13 protein-coding genes are annotated in these 16591 nt (G+C 73.0%); 7 read left to right on the plus strand and 6 right to left on the minus strand.

The features are described from left to right. The first annotated feature begins 17 nt into the window (after positions 1-17). The 6 genes from ACYVGT_RS10640 to ACYVGT_RS10665 all read left to right on the plus strand — a co-directional run bounded on the left by ACYVGT_RS10640 (position 18) and on the right by ACYVGT_RS10665 (position 6944). Entirely contained in the window at positions 18-1616 is a 1599-nt protein-coding gene (locus ACYVGT_RS10640) for an AbgT family transporter (protein ID WP_460856596.1), read from the plus strand. Positions 1617-1740: 124 nt separating this feature from the next. Further along, the gene (locus tag ACYVGT_RS10645; RefSeq protein WP_460856598.1) at positions 1741-2985 is read left to right on the plus strand and encodes a metal-dependent hydrolase family protein; all 1245 of its coding nucleotides are present in this window, start codon (positions 1741-1743) and stop codon (positions 2983-2985) included. 270 nt (positions 2986-3255) lie between these two features. Further along, entirely contained in the window at positions 3256-4077 is an 822-nt protein-coding gene (locus ACYVGT_RS10650; RefSeq protein ID WP_460856600.1) for a glycerophosphodiester phosphodiesterase family protein, read from the plus strand. After that, positions 4074-5522, plus strand: a complete 1449-nt coding sequence (locus ACYVGT_RS10655) for an MFS transporter (RefSeq protein WP_460856837.1) — start codon at positions 4074-4076, stop codon at positions 5520-5522. The genes ACYVGT_RS10650 and ACYVGT_RS10655 overlap by 4 nt, the downstream gene beginning before the upstream one ends. A gap of 229 nt (positions 5523-5751) precedes the next feature. Further along, a complete protein-coding gene (locus tag ACYVGT_RS10660) occupies positions 5752-6156 on the plus strand; it encodes a nitroreductase family deazaflavin-dependent oxidoreductase (protein ID WP_460856602.1) in 405 nt (134 codons plus the stop codon). Positions 6157-6560: 404 nt separating this feature from the next. Further along, positions 6561-6944, plus strand: a complete 384-nt coding sequence (locus tag ACYVGT_RS10665) for an RNA polymerase-binding protein RbpA (protein ID WP_460856604.1) — start codon at positions 6561-6563, stop codon at positions 6942-6944. Positions 6945-7231: 287 nt separating this feature from the next. On the opposite strand, the gene ACYVGT_RS10670 is transcribed toward ACYVGT_RS10665, so the two are convergent. The 3 genes from ACYVGT_RS10670 to lnt form a co-directional block, all read right to left on the minus strand. Beyond that, entirely contained in the window at positions 7232-8002 is a 771-nt protein-coding gene (locus tag ACYVGT_RS10670) for an HAD-IIA family hydrolase (protein WP_460856839.1), read from the minus strand. 134 nt (positions 8003-8136) lie between these two features. Beyond that, complete coding sequence (locus tag ACYVGT_RS10675) at positions 8137-8721, minus strand: FxsA family protein (protein WP_460856606.1); 585 nt, start codon at positions 8719-8721, stop codon at positions 8137-8139. Between the two features lie 151 nt (positions 8722-8872). Then, a complete protein-coding gene (gene lnt, locus ACYVGT_RS10680; RefSeq protein WP_460856608.1) occupies positions 8873-10654 on the minus strand; it encodes an apolipoprotein N-acyltransferase in 1782 nt (593 codons plus the stop codon). 647 nt (positions 10655-11301) lie between these two features. Here lnt and ACYVGT_RS10685 point away from each other — a divergent pair. Then, complete coding sequence (locus tag ACYVGT_RS10685; protein ID WP_460856610.1) at positions 11302-12528, plus strand: ABC transporter ATP-binding protein; 1227 nt, start codon at positions 11302-11304, stop codon at positions 12526-12528. 69 nt (positions 12529-12597) lie between these two features. On the opposite strand, the gene ACYVGT_RS10690 is transcribed toward ACYVGT_RS10685, so the two are convergent. The 3 genes from ACYVGT_RS10690 to ACYVGT_RS10700 all read right to left on the minus strand — a co-directional run bounded on the left by ACYVGT_RS10690 (position 12598) and on the right by ACYVGT_RS10700 (position 16365). Continuing rightward, positions 12598-13542 (minus strand): carbohydrate ABC transporter permease, encoded by a 945-nt coding sequence (locus ACYVGT_RS10690; RefSeq protein WP_460856612.1) that lies wholly within the window; start codon positions 13540-13542, stop codon positions 12598-12600. Next, positions 13539-14912, minus strand: coding sequence for an ABC transporter permease (locus ACYVGT_RS10695; protein WP_460856614.1), 1374 nt, complete (start codon positions 14910-14912; stop codon positions 13539-13541). Before ACYVGT_RS10695 ends, ACYVGT_RS10690 begins: the two co-directional genes overlap by 4 nt. Before the next feature lie 130 nt (positions 14913-15042). Further along, positions 15043-16365, minus strand: coding sequence for an ABC transporter substrate-binding protein (locus ACYVGT_RS10700; RefSeq protein WP_460856616.1), 1323 nt, complete (start codon positions 16363-16365; stop codon positions 15043-15045). Positions 16366-16591: the final 226 nt, after the last annotated feature.

Genomic DNA, 16591 nt, shown 5'->3' on the forward strand with positions numbered 1-16591 from the left:
CCCTCGTGAGGTGACCCATGAGCACGCCCAGCCCGAGGCGGGCCGAGCGCGAGCCGGACGCCCAGCGCCCCGGAGCCATCGCGCGCACCCTCGACGCGATCGAGCGCGTCGGCAACAAGATCCCCGACCCGTTCGTCCTGTTCCTCATCCTCTTCGCGGTGGTCGCGGTGATCTCCTCGATCATGGCGGCCAACGGGGCCACCTATGAGATCCCCGGCAGCGCAGACGGCCCGCAGGAGATCCGGAGCTTCTTCACCGCCGAGGGCATCACCTGGCTGACCACGACGCTGGTCACCAACTTCGTGGGCTTCCCGCCGCTGGGCGTGGTGCTGACGGTGCTGCTCGGTGTGGGCCTTGCGCAGCGCACCGGCCTGCTGACGGCGCTGGTGCGCCGCGCGTTCGGCGGGGCGCCGCGCTGGCTGCTGCCCTACGTCGCCTCGTTCGTGGCGGTGGCCGGATCGATCATGAGCGACGCGGCGATGGTGGTCATCCCGCCGCTGGCCGCGATGGTGTTCAAGGCCGCGGGCCGCCACCCGGTGGCCGGCCTGCTGGGGGCCTACGCCTCCGCCACGGCGGCGTTCAGCTGCTCTCCGTTCATCACCAGCACCGACGCGCTGCTGTCCGGCATCACCAACCAGGCCGCCTCCGCCGTCGATCTGGGCACGCACGTCAGCCCGGTGTCGAACTACTACATCACCCTGGTCATCGCGCTGATCCTCAGCGTCGCGGGCGGCTTCATCATCGACAGGGTCCTCGAGCCGTCGATCCTGCGCCGCGGTGTCCGCCGCGACGAGATCCGCGACGAGGGCGATCCCGCCCCGGCCGACACCGGTGCCGCGCTGAGCGCCGAGCTCAGCCCCGCCGAGCGGACCGGCCTGCGCTGGGCCGGCCTGGCGCTGCTGGTCACCGCGGCCGGTGTGCTGGCACTGTGCCTGCCCGCGGGGGCGCCGCTGCGCAACCCCGACGGCAACTTCCTGCCCGAGTCGCCGCTGCTCGACTCGGTCGTGTTCATCGTGTTCATGGTGCTGGCGGTCCCCGGAATCACCTACGGCGTCGTCACCAAGGTGATCCGCAGAGGCTCCGACCTGGCCACGGTGATGGCGCAGACGGTCAAGGACATGTCGACGTTCATCGTCCTGGCGTTCGTGATGGCGCAGTTCCTGGAGCTGTTCAACTGGACCGGCATCTCCAGCTGGATCGCGATCGCCGGCGCCGAAGGCCTGGAGGCCACCGGGTTCACCGGCTTCCCGGCCATCCTCTGCTTCATCCTGCTGGCGTTCTGCGTGAACCTGTTCATCATCTCCGGATCGGCGATGTGGGCGCTGCTCGCCGCGGTGTTCGTCCCCATGTTCGCGCTGCTGGGCTACGAGCCCGGGTTCGTCCAGGCCGCGTTCCGCATCGGCGACTCGGTGTCCAACGTGCTCTCGCCGCTCAGCCCCTACCTGGTGATCATGCTGGGCTTCCTGCGGGCCTACGAGCCCAAGGCCGGCATCGGCACCGTCATCGCGCGCTGCCTGCCGTTCACTCTGGTATTCCTCGTGCTCTGGGTCATCGTGCTCGCCGTGTTCTTCTTCGGCGGGATCCCGATCGGCCCGGGGATGAACGCGCGCATCTGAGGCTTCCGGCCCGGGGCCGCGCTGGTCCCGGGCCGGGCGGCGCTGCCCCCCGCCCCCCGGCCCCGCAGCACCGGCGCACCAGGCGCCCCCCTTTTTTCCGTCCCGACCGCTCCCTGGAGGACGCATGACCGGCCACCGGACCCTGTACCGCAACGCGACCCTGATCGACGGCACCGGCGCCGCCCCCGTCGCCGACGCCGTGGTCGCCGTCGAGGACGGGACCATCGCCTACGCCGGGCCCGCCGCGGGCGCCCCGCCCGCGCAACCCGGCGACACGGTGGCCGACCTGGGCGGCCGCGCGGTACTGCCCGGCTTCTTCGACGTGCACGTCCACTTCGGCTTCGAGGACAGCAGCAGGCTGGCCGACAACAACATCGACCTGCAGCGCAGCCTGCACGCCTTCGAGACCGGCGACCGGATGCGCCGCACCCTGGAGGCCGGCGTCACCAGCGTCCGCGACCTCGGCGGCATCGACGCCGGATTCCGCGCCGCCCAGGAGCGCGGGCTGGCGGCCGGCCCGCGCATGCGGCTCGCGCTGCGGCTGATGAGCCACACCGGCGGCCACGCCGACTTCACCCGGCCCAGCGGTGTCGACCTGCACCAGTGCGGCATGCACGGGATGACCGAGATCGCCGACTCCGAGCAGGAGGCCCGGGTCGCCGCCCGCCGCCTCATGCGGGACGGGGCCGACGTCATCAAGGTGTGCGCCACCGGCGGCGTGTCCAGCCCCTCCGACACCCCCGACGACGAGGGGCTCACCACCGCCGAGATCGCGGCGATCGCCGAAGAGGCCGCCCGGCACGGCGGCCGCCCGATCGCCGCGCACGCCCAGGGCGCGGCCGGGATCCGCAACGCGGTGCGCGGCGGCGCCGCCAGCATCGAGCACGGCTACCTCGTCGACGACGAGGGCATCGACCTGATGCTGGAGCGCGGCACGGTACTGGTGCCGACGCTGTCCACGTTCGACTTCGAGGACCGCATCCACCTCATGTCGGCCAAGGCCGTGGCGACCAAGCGCGCGCTGGCCGACCGCACCTTCGAGCGCATCTCCGAGGCGGTGCGCCGCGGCGTGAAGGTGGCGCTGGGCACTGACGCCGGCATCTCACCGCACGGCGCCAACCTTTCGGAGCTGCGGCACATGGTGGCGGTGGGCATGTCGCCGATGGAGGCCATCACCGCCGGTACCCGCAACGCCGCGGAACTGCTCGGCGCTGCCGACCGGCTCGGCACCCTGGAGGCCGGCAAGGCGGCCGACCTTGTCGTCTGCGACGGCGACCCGCTCGCCGACATCGCCCTGCCCGCCGACCCTGACCGGATCGTGCTGGTCGTCCAGGGCGGCCGGACGGTCAAGGACCTGCTCACCAGCTGACTCTGCCCGCGCCCCGGCCGCACCCCCGCTCGCGGCCGGGGCGCCCGAGTCCCCGGCCCCGTCTCCCCGGGCCGCTCCGCGCCCCCTGCGGGCGCCCCGCTGCCGGAGCCGGCCACCGCCGGCAGCCCCGCCCGGATTCCCCGCACGGCGGCGCAGCGGACCGAACAGCAGCACACCTGCGCACCGACGGACGCGCAACAGCGGGGCAACGTCGTGCCGGGGAAGCGCCGGGGCCCCTGCACGCGCTGCGCGGCGCGGCATACTGCAGGGGTGACGCACCGGTATCTGGACTCCCCGACACCCATCGCCCTGGCCCACCGCGGCGGGTGGACCGACGGCCCCGGCGGCGCTGCGCGCGGCGCGCTGGAGAACACCGCGGCCGCATTCCAGCACGCCGTCGACCTCGGCTACCGCTATCTGGAGACCGATGTGCACGCCACCCGCGACGGCGTGCTCATGGCCTTCCACGACCCCACCCTGGACCGGGCCACCGGAACGCCCGGCGCGATCGCCGACCTGCCCTACGCGGCGGTGCGGCGGGCGCGGGTCGGCGGCACCGAGCCGGTACCGCGGCTGGACGAACTCCTCGGCTCCTGGCCCGAGGCGCGGTTCAACATCGACGTGAAGGACGACGCCGCCGCCGAGCCGCTGGCCGACGTCCTGGCGCGCACCGGCGCCTGGGACCGGGTCTGCATCGGCTCCTTCGACCAGCGCAGGCTGGACCGGGTCCGCCGCTTGCTGGGCCGGCGCGGGATGCCTGCCGCCACCTCCTGCGGCCCGCACGACGTGGCCCGGCTCCGGTTCGCCTCGCTGGTGCCGCTCCTCCTCCCGCTGGTGCGGCGCGGCGTGGACTGCGTGCAGATCCCGGTGGCGATGAACGGCTTCCCGATCCTCAGCCGCGACCTGATCGCCACCGCGCACCGGTTCGGCATGCAGGTGCACGTGTGGACGGTGAACGACACCGGCGTGATGGAGCGCCTGCTCGACGCCGGAGTGGACGGCATCGTCACCGACAACACGGCCGGACTTCGCGGTGTGCTCGCCGCCCGCGGCGCCTGGCCGACCCACCCGCCGGCGGCCCGCGCCCGCTGACCGGCTGCTCCCCCGCCCCGACCCCGCCCCCGACCCCGCCAAGGACGGACCGCCCCCATGACCTCCGCTTCCGCGACCCCCGCGCGCCCTCCCCCGACCCCGCGCAGCGCAGGCGGGAGCAGCGCGGCTGGTACCTGTACGACTGGGCCAACATGGTCTTCACGACCTCGGTGGTCTCGGTCCTCATCGGCCCCTACCTGAGCGGACTCGCCTGCGACGCGGCCGGCGCGGCCGATGCCGCCGAGTGCACCGGCGGGCCCTATTACGTGGCGCCGCTCGGCTTCGAACTACACGCCAACGCGCTGTACCCGGCCGTCACCACGGTCGCGATCCTGCTGCAGATCCTCACGCTTCCCGTCGTGGGCACGCTCGCCGACCAGTCGCGCAACAAGAAGGGGTGGCTGTTCACCCTGGCGATGCTGGGCTCGGTCTCGGTCAGCGCGCTCTACCTGGCCGGCGACAGCTACCTGCTCGCTTCGGCGCTGTTCCTGTTCGCCAACGTGGTCTACGGCGCCTCGATCGCCGTCTACAACTCGTTCCTGCCGGAGATCGCCACCGCGGACGAGCGCGACCGCGTCTCCAGCACCGGATGGGCCGTCTCCTACCTCGGCGGCGCGATCATGCTCGCCGCGCACCTGGCGCTGGTGGTGGCGGCGCCGAACCTCGGGCTGAGCCAGGGCGAGGCGGTACGCATCGCGTTCGCCTCCGCCGGCGTGTGGTGGGCCGGGTTCACGGTGCTGGCCGTCAAGCCGCTGCGCAACCGGGTCGGCGCGCTCGCCGCGAAGGCGCGGCGGCCCACCCCGATCGGCAGCGTCACGCAGTTCGCGCGCACCGTAAAGGGCATGCGCCACCACCCCCAGACCCTGCTCTTCCTTGCGGCGTTCATCCTGTTCAACGACGGCATCCAGGCCGCAGTGCGCTACGCGGCGCCGTTCGCCACCCAGGACCTGGGCCTGTCGCAGGAGATCATGATGGGCACGATCCTGATGATCCAGTTCGTCGCGTTCGGCGGTGCCCTGGCGGTCGGGGCGCTGGCCCGCCGGATCGGTCCGAAGAACGCCGTGCTGTGCACGCTGGTGGTGTGGTGCCTGCTCATCGGCTGCGCCTATGTGCTGCCCGCAGGCGAGCCGGCGCTGTTCATGGCGCTGGGCGCGGGCCTGGCGCTGGTGCTGGGCGGTGCGCAGGCGCTCGCCCGGGCGCTGTACTCGCTGCTCATCCCGGCGGGCCGGGAGGCCGAGTACTTCGCGCTCTACCAGATCAGCGACAAGGGCTCGACGTTCCTCGGCTCGCTCGCGGTGACCGTCGCGGTGTCGCTGACCGGCGGCTACCGGGTGGCGATCCTGTCCCTCATCGTGTTCTTCGTCCTCGGCGGCTTCCTGCTGTGGAAGACCGACCTGCGCAAGGGCATCCGCGATGTCGGCAACGAGGTGCCGGAGCGCGTCTAGGGCGTGTCGGGCGGACAACCGTCCTGCTGCGCGCCACCCACCCGACGCGCCCCAGCCCGCCGCGACCGGGTCTGCGCACCGCCCGTTCGGGCCAGCGTCGGCGGAATACGGAAGCGGCGCGTGTGGCTCTGGGGTGTGGGCGGGTACCGGAGCAGGGAGCGATAGCTCCGCCCGCGGACCGCGGACGCACGCACGCACGCACGCACGCACGCACGGATGAGGGGAACGCATGCTGTTCGGGAAAGAGCACGTCCAGCGCTACCGGGAGACCGACGGGGCCGAGGGCCACGACTGGAACGGCACCACCGTGCTGATCCTGACGACGACCGGCCGCCGCTCCGGTGAGCCCCGCAGTACGCCGCTGATCTACCGGACGGCGGGCAGCGACTACGCCATCGTCGCCTCCAAGGGCGGCGCGGACGACGACCCGCTCTGGTACAAGAACCTCTCCGCCGACCCCCGGGTGGAGGTGCAGGTCAAGGACGAGCGCTTTCCCGCGAAGGCGCGCACTGCGACCCCGGAGGAGAAGCAGCGCCTCTGGCCGTCCCTCGTGGCGACGTGGCCGCAGTACGACGAGTACGTCCAGAAGACCTCGCGGGAGATCCCGGTCGTCATCCTGGAGCCGCAGAAGTAGCCGCCGTGGAAGGTGCTGCCGACCGCAACCCCGCCCCGGCTGAGGCAGGGATCCGGCGGCCACCCGAGCCCACCGGCCGGGCGGCCGCCGGGCGCTCGGTGGCGCGCATCAGCTGCGGACTCTTTGCCCTGGATCGGGCGTGGCGGGAATCCAGGGAGTACCCGCGGGCGTTACACCTGGTTCGGGGAGAGTGCGGCGCCGGTTCAGCGGAGAGCAGGCGAGAGTGCCCGGGCGGGGCGTCCACCGCTCTGCCGGGCGGCGGAACGGCCCTGAGGGGCGATCCGCACACGGCTCTGACCGTCAAGTATTGCACGGTTGGAGCGGCAGGGTGCGGGGAATCCTGACACGGACCGGCACGTTACACGCACACGGAGACCGCTAGAGCGCCTGGAGGCATGCAGACGATGGCCGAGCGAGCACTTCGCGGCACCCGGCTCGGAGCCACGAGCTACGAGAACGACCGCAACACCGATCTGGCACCGCGCCAGGAGGTCACCTACGACTGCCCTCGGGGCCATCGCTTCTCCGTCACTTTCGCGACCGAAGCCGAGATCCCGGCCAACTGGGAGTGCCGGTTCTGCGGGGACACCGCGCTGATGGTGAACGGCCATGAGCCCCAGGAGAAGAAGGGCAAGCCGGCCCGTACCCACTGGGACATGCTCCTGGAGCGGCGCAGCATGGACGAGCTCGAAGAGGTCCTCGCCGAGCGGCTGGAGCTGCTGCGCAGCCGCCGCCGGGAGGAGCGCGAGCACATGGAAGCGATGGCGGAGCAGCGCCAGACCGCCTGATCCGCGGGTAGCGGTCCGGGCACGGCGAAGGGCGACGGCCAGTCGGCCGCCGCCCTTCGCCGTGTCATGAGCGGACACGCCGCCCTGCGTTTCCCTGCCGCGGCGCGCCAGCGCGCATCCGGGTCCAGGCGGCCGGCTCCCCACCGCCGGCGGAGGCCCCGGACCGCGTCGCGAAGGGGCCGAGCTCCCGCGCAGTCCCTGGGCGGCCGGCCCTCCGGTCCAGCCGGACCGCCGGCCGCTGCGGCAGTGTCCGGATCGGACCGTGGCGGGCACCGACCGGGCCGCGGTCAGTCGTCGTCGGTGAAAGGGTCGGCGGTGCGGCCGACGAGGTCGGCGATGGAGCCGGCGACCTGGGTGGGGCGGTAGGGGAAGAGGTCGGCGGTGTCCCGGTTGGAGATACCGGACAGCACCAGGATGGTGCGCAGGCCCGCTTCCAGGCCGGAGCGGACGTCGGTGTCCATCCGGTCGCCGATCATCACCGTGTTCTCGGAATGGGCGCCGATGGCCCGCAGCGCGGAGCGCATCATCAGCGGGTTGGGCTTGCCGACGTAGTACGGGGCCCGGCCGGTGGCCCGCTCGATGAGCGCGGCGATCGCGCCGGTGGCCGGCAGCGAGCCCTCGCGGCTGGGGCCCTTCTCGTCGGGGTTGGTGGCGATGAACCGGGCGCCGCCCTCGACCAGCCGGATGGCGCGGGTGATCGCCTCGAAGCTGTAGGTGCGCGTCTCGCCGAGCACGACGTAGTCCGGGTCGCGGTCGGTGAGGACGTAGCCGCTGTTGTGCAGCGCAGTGGTCAGGCCGGACTCGCCGACCACGAACGCCGAGCCGCCGGGCCGCTGCTCTTCGAGGAAGCGGGCGGTGGCCAGCGCCGAGGTCCAGATGGACTCCTCGGGGATGTCGAGCCCGGTGCGCAGCAGCCGCGCGCGCAGGTCCCGCTGGGTGTAGATCGAGTTGTTGGTGAGGACCATGAAGGGGATGCCGCTCTCGCGCAGCTCGGAGACGAACGTGTCCGCCCCGGGGATCAGGTGCTCCTCGCGCACCAGGACCCCGTCCATGTCCATCAGGTAGTTCAGGCCCGCGTCGTAGCTCACGGGTTCAGCCTAACCGCTGGCGCCCCGCGGGCCTCCTGCGCACCCGCCCGGCTGCGTCACACTGCCTGCCGGGGCTCCGGCCGCTGAACGGCGCCCGGCCGGCGTCAGGCCGCGGAGCCGCCCTGCGGCGGGATGACCTTGCCCTGGATGACCTTGCCGCGGCCGGGGCGCTCGCCTGCGTCGGAGCCGGAGCCGCTGCCCTGGCCGCCCGCGGGGCCGCTGGGGCCGGCCGAGCCGGGGCCGGCCGAACCGGGACCGGCGCCGCCGCCGAAGCCCGGGCCGCCCGCTCCGGGCGGGACCGTGCCGTAGACGGTGGCACCCATCCGGCGCATCCGCCGCTCGGCCATGGCCACGAAGGCCCAGCGCAGCAGCGGCCGGGTGAACGGCAGCGCCAGGACGGCGCCCACGGCGCCGGTGATGAAGCCGGGGATCGCCATCAGGACGCCGCCGACCAGCATCATCAGCGTGTCGAGCAGACTGCCCTGGGGCGGCGTGCCGGTGCGCATGGCGGCGTCGGCGTCGCGGAAGGTCTTGGTGCCGGCGCGGCGCAGCACGAGCACACCGGATGCGCTCACGGCGAACAGCAGGGCGATGGTCCAGGGCACGCCGATCCACCCGCCGATGGCGATCATCAGACCGATCTCGGCGAAGGGGAGCGCCATCAGCGCCAACACGATCAGCAGCGGCATGGGAACCTTCCCTCGGGACTCCGGTTCTGCATCGGAGGTCTTCCCCTAGGGCAACGCGCAGACCCCGGGAGACGTTCCCTCCCGGGCACGGTGCGCCCCGGCCGGCCGCCGGCGGGGCCGCAGGGGCGCAGCCGCTCCGGGCGCCCGGAACTCAGCTCCCGCCGCTTCCGGTGCCCGGCCCCTCCGCAGCAGCGCCGTCCTCCCCGCCGGCGGGGCCCGGCCCGGCTTCCCCGGCGGCTCCGTCCGCAGCTGCTCCTGCGCTGCTCCCGGACGCGGCGGCGCTGGTGCGCGCCCGCCGGGCGGCGACAGCGGCGGCGAGGACCGCGGCGGCCGCCACCGCGCTCAGGGCCGCCTCCGGCACCGCGCCCAGGCGGGTGGCGACGGTCAGCCCCTCCATGGCGGGCAGCTCGGCGGTGGCGGCGTCGGGCACGGCCTCCGGCGAGGTGTAGGTGGCCGTGCCGTCCGGCGCGACGAAGGCGCTGACGCCGCTGGTGGAGGAGACGACGGCGGGCCGGCCGTGTTCGACGGCGCGCAGCTGGGTGATGGCGAGCTGCTGGTCGGACTGGCCGGTGAAGTTGTAGTTGGCGTTGTTGGTGGGCACCGCCAGGATCTGGCCGCCGGCGGCGACCGATTCGCGCACCGGCGCGTCGAAGGCGACGTCGAAGCAGATGGCGGTCGCCAGCGTGGTGCCGCCCAGGGTGAGGGCGCCGGGTTCGGTGCCGGGCACCGCGTCGGCGCTGACCTGCTCCAGCCGCGAGATGTAGCGGGTGAGCACGTCGCGGTAGGGCACGTACTCGCCGAACGGCACCAGGTAGCGCTTGGTGTAGTGCTCGCCGGGGCCCTCGTCGTCCCAGACGACGCTGCGGACCTCGCGCTCGGTGCCGTCCGGGCTGAGCCGGGAGACGCCGATCAGCAGCGGCGCCCCGATGTCGCGGGCGGCGTCGGTGATGAGCTCGCCCGCCTCGGGCTCGGCGTAGGCGTCGATGTCGCTGGCGTTCTCCGGCAGCACGACGAGGTCGGGCCGGGGCTCCTCGCCGGCGCGGACGGCGTCGGCGAGCGCGTGGACGCCGTCGACGTGGTTGCGCAGCACCTGCATGCGCTCGCCGAGGATGTTCATCTGGCCCACGCCCGGAACGTTGCCCTGGACGAACGCGACGGTGGCGGTGTGCTCGGGCACGGGGGCGGAGATCCGCGGCGCGGCGGCGCCGAACGCGGGCACGGCGACCGCGGCCGCGGTGAGCGCCGCCGCAGCAGCCCGGGTCCGCCCGCGGCCGCCCCGGCGCCCGCTCCGCCGCGGGGCGAGCCGGAGGGCCGCAGCGAGCAGCAGGGTGCCGGTGAGGGCGACCGCGAAGGTGACCAGGGCCGAGGAGCCGAGCGCGGCGTAGCCGGTGAAGGCGGTGTCGGGCTGGGCGAAGGCGAGCTTGCCCCACGGGAACCCGCCGAGCGGGAAGCGGGCACGCACGGCCTCCTGCAGGACCCATAGGGCCGCGGTCCACACCGGCCAGCCGGGCAGGCGCGCGGCCAGCGCGATGCCCATCGCCATGGGGAGGAAGTAGACGGTTTCGGCGGCGGCGATAGCGAGCCACACGTCGGGGCCGAAAACCTGCTGCCACTGGATCAGCGGCACCATGAGGGCCGCGCCGGAGAGGAGGCCGAGCCAGGCGGCGCGGCGGAGCCGGACGCCGAGTACGGCGGCGGTGAGCAGCGCAGCGGACAGCGGGCCCAGCCACCACAGGCCGTACGGGGGCAGGGCGAGCAGCTGGGCGAGGCCCGCTGCCACTGCGGCGACCGCCCGCGGCAGCGCACCCGGGATCCACGCGCCGATGCCGCCGAGGGGCCCTCGGCGTGCCCCCGCCGGCACCGCCTGTCGATCGCGCCGGGGCGTATCGCCGCCGGCGCCATCCGACGCGGCCCGGGCCTGCTGCGCTACCACGTGCGGCTCCTGATTATTGGGGGGACGCGGAAAAGGCCCGAAGCACCCTTCGGACCGGATCCGTCTCGTCGGCGGCGAGCGCGGAGACCGTTGTCTACTGGATGTTCGGGCCTTTTCCGGGTCCAACCCCCCGCCCGGCCGCGGAACCCCGGCCCTTACCGCCGCCCCCGCCTGCACCTGGTGCGTGGTGCGGCAGCCGACGGAGCAAGGTCCGGACCGCTCGACCGGTCCGTCCAGTGCTGGACTGGTTCGTTAGATTACCCAGACTCCCGGCCGTGTGCCGCAACCACCGGCGGTGTGTGTCGGCTCCGTTCGGAAGCACTGCTCCTCGCGGGCCTGCGCGGGCGGGCCGGCGGGGTCCGCCGGTCCGGTTCCGGATAACCGCCGACAGGCTAACGCACTGGCCGAAGCGGGCGCCACTTGCGCGCGCGAGGCCCGCTGCAGGCGAATCCCCGTGTCGCCGGGGGTCTGCGCGCGGCGGCCGGGAGCGCCCCGCAGACCGAGACCGGATCGCAACCTGCGGGTCGGTCGACAGGGCGCGCCCGCTGTTGTTCGATGTGATCGAAACGACGATCGCAGTTGATCGGGGACCGATCACGAACCGGTTTCCCGCCTTCGGTCGACCGGATGCAGAGGAGCGCAGGCGCATGGCGAAGATCGTCCTGAGTGGCGTGGACAAGGTCTATTCGGGCGGCGTGAAGGCCGTCGACGAGCTGGACCTGGAGATCGGCGACGGCGAGTTCATGGTGCTGGTCGGCCCGTCGGGCTGCGGCAAGTCGACGGCGCTGCGGATGATCGCGGGTCTGGAGGAGATCACCGACGGCAAGCTGTTCATCGGCGAGGAGGTCGTCAACGACCGGCCGCCGAAGGACCGCGACATCGCCATGGTGTTCCAGAACTACGCGCTCTACCCGCACATGACGGTCGAGCAGAACCTCGCCTTCGGCCTGAAGCTGCGCAAGATCGCCAAGCCCGAGATCGAGAAGCGGGTGAAGGAGGCCGCGGCGATGCTGGGCCTGGAGGGCTACCTCAAGCGCAAGCCGGCCGCGCTCTCCGGCGGCCAGCGCCAGCGCGTCGCGATGGGCCGCGCCATCGTGCGCGAGCCCCAGGCGTTCCTCATGGACGAACCGCTGTCCAACCTGGACGCCAAGCTCCGCGTGCAGATGCGCGCCTCGCTCAACCAGCTGCACGAGCGGCTGGGCGTCACCACCGTCTACGTCACCCACGACCAGATCGAGGCGATGACGCTGGGCGACCGGGTCGCCGTGCTGCGCGACGGCCGCCTGCAGCAGGTGGACACGCCCAAGAACCTGTTCCGCAACCCGGTCAACCTGTTCGTGGCCGGCTTCATCGGCTCCCCGGCGATGAACTTCGTCTCCGCCGAGCTGAAGCGCGGCAGCGACGGCAAGGGCGCCGAACTGGCGTTCGCCGACCACACGCTGCCGGTGCCGGAGGAGGTCCTGCAGGAGCGCACCGGGCTGTCCGACTACATCGGCCGCTCGCTGATCCTGGGCATCCGGCCGTCCGACTTCGACGACGCGGCCCTCTCCTCGAACGGCGGCGCCTCCATCGAGGTCACCGCGGACGTCACCGAGGAGCTGGGCACCGAGATCAACGTGATCTTCAGTGTGGACGCCCCGCCGGTCCGGCACGAGGAGGCCGCCGCACTGGCCGCGGACGCGGCCGATGACGGCGAGGACGCGGCGAGCGCGTCGCTGCCGCTGGCCGGCGACAAGTCGGTGTTCACGGCACGGGTCAACCCGCGCAGCGAGGTCACGCCCGGCCACCCGGTGCGGCTCGGGGTGGACGTCACCCAGCTGCACTACTTCGACCCGGAGAGCGGCCTGGCCATCGGCCACCCCGCCAACGGCTGACGCAGCGCCGGCTGCACTGCGGCCCCGCCGGCTCCCGGCGGGGCCGCACGCGCCTGCGGCGGGCCGCGCCTACTTCACCGCGCCGGCCATCACGCCCTGCACGAAGTAGCGCTGGAACGCGAAGAACACGACGAGCGGCACCAGCATGGACAGGAACGCGCCGGAGGAGATGACGTCGATGTTCGCGCCGAACTGGCGCATCTCGGCCTGCAGGGCCTTGGTCATCGGCTGGTTCTCGGCGTCGGCGAAGACCAGTGCCACGAGCAGGTCGTTCCACACCCACAGGAACTGGAAGATCGCCAGCGACGCGATCGCGGGTCCGCCCAGCGGAAGGATGACGCGGCGGAAGATGGTGAACTCGCGGCCGCCGTCCATCCGGGCCGCCTCCAGCAGGTCGCGCGGGATGGCGGCGAAGAAGTTGCGCAGTAGGAAGATCGCGAACGGCAGGCCGAATCCGACGTGGAACAGCACGACGCCGGCGATCGAGCCGTAGATGCCGAGGCCGCCGTAGAGCTGGGCGATGGGCACCAGGGCGATCTGCAGGGGCACCACGAGCAGGCCGACCACGCCGAGGAAGAGCCAGTCGCGGCCGGGGAACTCCAGCCAGGCGAAGGCGTAGGCGGCCAGCGCGCCGACCACCACGATGAGCAGCGTCGAGGGCACCGTGATGAGGATGGTGTTGGTGAAGGAGGCGGTGAAGCCGTCGTTGGCGAGCAGGCCGGCGTAGTTCTCCAGGGTCAGCTCAGCGGGCCGCAGCAGCGCCGTCCACCAGCCCGATTCGGCGTTGTCGGCGGGCGTGCGCAGGCTGGACACGAACAGGCCCAGCGTCGGCATCAGCCAGAACAGCGCCACCAGCACCAGCAGGAACTGGAACACGCCCGATCCCAGCCGCGCCGCGATGCGGCCGACCGGCCGGCGTGCCGCGCCGGAGGCCGGAGCGTCCGTGCCGTTCGGGGAGGGCGCGCCGTCCGGGGCGGGGCGGCCGGCTGCGGCGGGCGGCGGTGCGGAGCTCATACGTTCTCCCGGCGGAACCGTCGGATCTGGAAGACCATCGCGGGCACGACCAGCAGCAGCAGGAACACCGCGAGTGCACTGCCCAGCCCCTGGTCGTTGACGCCGAACGCCACCCGCCACATCTCCACGGCGAGGACGTTGGCGTCGGCCTGCACCGACCCGGGCGCGATCACGTAGACCAGGTCGAAGATCTTGAGGACGTAGATCATCAGGGTCACGAAGACGACCATCAGCACCGGCGACAGCAGCGGCACGGTCACCTTCCGGAACACCTGCCATTCGGTGGCGCCGTCGACGCGGGCGGCCTCCAGCGCGTCGCGCGGGATGGCGGCCAGGCCGGCGGCGATGAGGACCATCGCGAAGCCCGCCCACACCCACAGGTAGGCGCCGATGATGGCGGGGGTGACCAGGCCGGGTCCGAGCCAGGTCACGCCCGCGTAGGGCGGCGTGAAGTTCCGCTCGGAGAGCTGGATGGAGTAGGCGCCGTGCGCGTCGTCCAGGCCGTCCTCGAAGGCGAACGTGCCGTCGGCGGCGGTCTCGGTGGTGGCCACCGGGTCGCCGCCGTCTTCGGGGATGAGCTCCACCAGGACGCCGGGCAGGCCGCTCTCGCCGGGATCGACCGCGCCGTCGGTGCCGCCGCCTCCGGGGGTGAAGTCGAGCCAGACCGTACCGGTGAGCGCGCCGTCGGCAGGCTGGGCCTCGGCGGCCTGCCCGGCGCCGGCCGGGAGGTCGTCGGGCGCGACGCCGACCAGGCCGAGCTGCGCGGTGTCGCCCGGCTCGAACTGCATCCCGGACGACATGCCGCCGCCGGGAACCGGGTTGAGGTCGCCGTGGCCGTCGCCCTCGCTGCGCGGGCGGGCGTCGGGGTAGAGGCCGGCCGGGCTGACGGTGTCCTGGACGGTGGTGATGACCGCGTTGGCGATGCCGCGCTCGGGGTCCTGCTCGTAGACGAGGCGGAAGATCACGCCGGAGGCGAGGAAGGAGACGGCCATCGGCATGAACACGACCAGCTTGAACGCCGTGGACCAGCGGATGCGCTCGGTGAGGACGGCGAAGATCAGGCCGGCGACGGTGACCAGGGTGGGTGCGACCACGACCCAGACGAGGTTGTTCCGCAGCGCGGTGAACGTACCGGGGGTGGTGAACATGCGGGCGTAGTTGTCGAGCCCGACGAACTGGGTGCCGGCCGCGTCCCACAGGCTCCGGTACACCGAGAACAGGATCGGATAGACCATGTAGGCGCCGAGGAACAGCAGCGCGGGCAGCAGGAACAGCCATGCGAGTCCCCGCGGGGGCCCCAGGCGCCGGGCGCGCGCCGCGGGGGGATCTGCCCGGCCCGGTGGGGCGGGCCGCGGTGCGGTGTCGGCCATCGCCGTCCTCTCTGTCGTGCCCTGCTTCCGTGTGCCTGTGCCGCGCGGCGCGCAGGGGCAGGGTGCGGCCGGTCCGGCGGTGCTGGCGCCGGACCGGCCGCTACTCCCCTGGCTGTTCCGGGCGCTGCGCCTACTCCGCGCCGGCTGCGGCGTCCTCCAGCTCCTGAGCGGTGGCCTCGGGGTCGCCCGGGTCGCGCAGGAAGTCCTGCAGGATCGACCACATGCCGCGGCCCTCAGTGGCGCCGAACTCGCTGGGCACCTGGTCGGAGAGGTCGTAGCGGACGGAGTCGCCGGCGTCCAGCACGGTCTGGCCGAGGTCCTGGGTGAACTCGTCGGCGTAGGCGTCGGGCTCCACGTTGGAGTTGGCCGACAGGTAGCCGCCCAGCCCGGCCCAGGCGGTCTGCGCCTCGGCGGAGGCGAGGTAGGCGAGCAGCTCCTGGGTGCCCTGGTTCTCGCTCATGGCCACGGCGAGGTCGCCGCCGACCACGACCGGCGCCTTGTCGCCGACCGAGGGGAACGGGAAGGCGAGGGCGTCTTCGCCGACGGTGGCGCCGGCCTCGGTGGCGTTGGCGGCCACGAAGTCGGCCTCGAAGACCATGGCGGCGTCGTCCTGGCCGTAGACCTGGGTGACGCAGGTGGGGAAGTCGGTCTGGACGGCGCCGTCGGTGCCGCCGTTCATGAAGCCGGCTTCGCCCCACACCTCGGCGAGGGATTCCAGGGTGGCGACGACGGTGTCGTCGGTCCACGGCGTCTCGTGGGCGACGAGGGCGTCGTAGGCGTCCGGTCCGGCGTGCGAGAGGTAGGCGTTCTCGAACCAGTCGGTGAGCGTCCAACCGGAGGCGCCGCACATGGCGAACGGGGTCGCGCCGGAGTCGGAGAGCGTGGGGGCGGTCGTCTCGACCAGGTCGTCCCAGGTCCGCGGGGGCTGAACGCCGGCGGCGTCGAAGGCGTCCGGCCGGTACCAGATGATGGATTTGTGCGCGGCCTTCATCAGGAAGCCGTAGGCCTCGCCGTCGACCGAGCCGAGGTCGCGCCAGTAGTCGGTGTAGTCCGACTCCAGGGTTGCGGCCGCCTCCCCTTCGAGGGGGTAGAGGGCGCCCTGCTCGGCGTATTCGGCGAGCAGGCCGGGCTGGGGCAGCATGGCGACGTCCGGCGGCTCGCCGGCCTCGATCTTGGGGCCGAGGTAGGCGCCGGTGTCCTCGCCGGTGGGCTCGTAGGCGATGGTGGCTCCGGTCTCCTCTTCGAAGGCGGCGAGGACCTCTTCGAAGTTCTCCTGCTCCACGCCGGTCCATTTGCCGGCGACCTTGAGCTGGACGCCGTCCAGGTCGCCGCCGCCGGGCGGGCCTTCGCCGCCGCCCGGTGCGCAGCCGGCGGCGGCCAGCAGGCCCGCCGCTGCCAGGGCTGCGCCGCGGCGCAGCCGCGCCCTCCGCCTGTCCGTGGGGGTCTCAGCCATCGCGTCCCTCGCGTTCCCAACCGGCGGCGCCGTCGCCGGTGCCGATGTCGAAGAAGTCCGGGCGCCCGTGCCGGTCCGAATGCGCAGCGGGGCCCGGTCCGGCGGGCGCTGCCTCCGTCGTATCAACCTTTGTTGCGGGCGCCCAGGGCACGTCCGAACGCCGTTACGAATGAGTTACCAATCGGGCAAACCATCCGAAATTGACCCGTCCGGGATCGGCCAGAAA

The sequence above is a fragment of the Nocardiopsis coralliicola genome, assembly GCF_054779695.1.